The following is a 2092-nucleotide window of genomic DNA, read 5'->3' on the forward strand; positions in this document are numbered from 1 at the left end:
TCCCCATATCCGCGCATGATTACCGTATCGTTATCATTGATGAATTTTCTTTCTTCGCCATTGTTCAGTTTCAAAGGATTTTGGCCTCTCCACGTTAACTCGAGCATCGAGCCGTACGCGTTTGGATTTTCCCCCGAAATCGTTCCTGAGGCATACACATCGCCAACTTCTACATTACAGCCGTTTACGGTGTGGTGTGCGAGCTGTTGCGCCATATTCCAGTACATAAATTTGTAATTGCTCTGTGAAATAAGATTTTCTGTTCCGTTTTCCGGTTTCAGATAAACCTCGAGGTGGATATCATAATTTTTATTTCCTTCAAATTTTAAATAATCTAAAACTGCCGGTTCCTGAACTGGAGACGGTGTTCTGAAAGGCTCCAGCGCTTCCAAAGTGACCACCCAAGGTGAAATTGAACTTCCGAAATTTTTACCTAAAAACGGTCCAAGCGGAACATATTCCCAACTCTGAATATCTCTAGCTGACCAGTCGTTGAAAATTACCATTCCGAAAATCGCGTCTTCAGCTTCTGCTGTGGTAAGGCTTTCGCCCATTTCGGTATGTTTGTTTACAATAAAAGCCATTTCAAGCTCAAAATCCAGCTGTTTCGATGGCCCGAAAACAGGCGAATCAGCATCTGCAGGTTTAGTCTGGCCTTTCGGACGGATGATGTCGGTTCCTGAAACTACAATGGAGGAAGCCCGCCCGTGATAACCTACCGGAAGATGCTTCCAGTTTGGCAAAAGTGCGTTGGCGGGATCGCGGAACATTTTCCCAACATTCGTTGCATGCTCGATGCTGCTGTAAAAATCGGTATAATTCGGAATGTGAACCGGCATCATCATCTTCACTTTATCGAGGTCGTAAAAACATTCTTCTTTTGTTTTTTCGTCGTTGGCAAGTTTGGAATTTTCATCAAGCAGTTCCTGGATTTTCAAACGTACGGCATTGGTTACCGGTTTCCCCAGTTCGATGAATTCATTCAGCGTGTAGGCTTCGAAAACGTTATCATTCAACCCTTCAATATCATCAAAAAAGCCATAGTCGTACAGTGTGGCCAGGTCGATCACCAAATCGCCGATCCGCGTGCAGCAGGCGATATATTCCTGCCCGAAAACCGCCACTCCAAATGGAATGTTATGAATTGAAAAATCTGAGTTCTGATCGTAGTTTACAAAAGATGTCATAATATGTTTTTTAAAAGAAAGGTTCAAAGTAATAATTTTATTACACCTTGAACCCTTCGTTATTATTTGAGATTTGTTATTTATTAAAAGCACTTTCTTCAATCCAGCGCTCTTTGGTATTGACGTCGATGAGATAAAGCACTTTTTTCTGCATGGTCATGAGAAAGGTTTTGGTAATTGCCAACGCAATTTGTTTGCCTTCGAGTTTATCGGCGCGCAAGGAAATAATGTTATGTCGCGAACGGACAACATCTCCGGAAAAGACGTTAGAAGAAGTTTCGCCGGTCTGTTTATCATCAAACATTTCCACATAAGTTGCCTTATTACCTTTGATGATGACAAAACTTCTTTCGGTGTGATCTTCAAAATCTTTAATCAGAACAAACTTTGCATCGTCAATATTTACATCTTTAAGGTTTTTATTGACGCCGCGTTTCTCTTCCAACCGGTCGAGAATCGCGTTGATACTGCCGTATTGAGCTTTGATGCTGACCGCGGATGCAAAGATGAGTGCAATTAAAATTATTTTTTTCATCGTATTGGAATTGAAGGATTTTGGGAGTCTTTATTTTAAAGATTTCCTCTTCTTTCCTGTTCTTTTTCCAGTGCTTCAAACAACGCTTTGAAATTTCCTGCGCCGAAACTTTGTGCGCCGTGTCTTTCAATAATTTCGAAGAAAAGGGTAGGGCGGTCTTCCACCGGTTTTGTAAAGATTTGAAGGAGATAGCCTTCTTCGTCACAGTCGATCAGAATGCCTAGTTCTTCCAGTTTTTTAAGGTCTTCATCAATTTGGCCTACTCTTTCCGGAACCATTTCATAATAAGCATTTGGTGGAGCCGGTAAAAACTCAATTCCACGAGCTTTCAGCTCGGTTACTGTTCTGATGATGTCTTTCGTAGCTACTG

At 41.6% G+C, this 2092-nt stretch carries 2 protein-coding genes and 1 pseudogene; all 3 read right to left on the reverse strand.

Annotation, left to right across the window (positions count from 1 at the left end; all coding sequences use genetic code 11):
- Positions 1–1187: fumarylacetoacetase (gene fahA, locus V5N63_RS11675; RefSeq protein ID WP_332034080.1), on the reverse strand; the 1187-nt coding region annotated here is incomplete at its 3' end.
- Between the two features lie 76 nt (positions 1188–1263).
- Positions 1264–1722: a hypothetical protein gene (locus V5N63_RS11680; RefSeq protein WP_332034081.1), complete on the reverse strand. Its 459-nt coding sequence runs from the start codon at positions 1720–1722 to the stop codon at positions 1264–1266.
- A gap of 35 nt (positions 1723–1757) precedes the next feature.
- Positions 1758–2092 (reverse strand): annotated as a pseudogene (locus V5N63_RS11685) (4-hydroxyphenylpyruvate dioxygenase); the annotation flags it as partial.

The sequence above is a fragment of the Kaistella sp. genome (genome assembly GCF_032060305.1).
GTDB classification, from domain to species: domain Bacteria; phylum Bacteroidota; class Bacteroidia; order Flavobacteriales; family Weeksellaceae; genus Kaistella; species Kaistella yananensis.

Coding starts and splice junctions, on each gene's coding strand:
- V5N63_RS11680 (WP_332034081.1), bottom strand. CDS start 1,722: ATGAAAAAAATAATTTTAATTGCACTCATCTTTGCATCCGCGGTCAGC.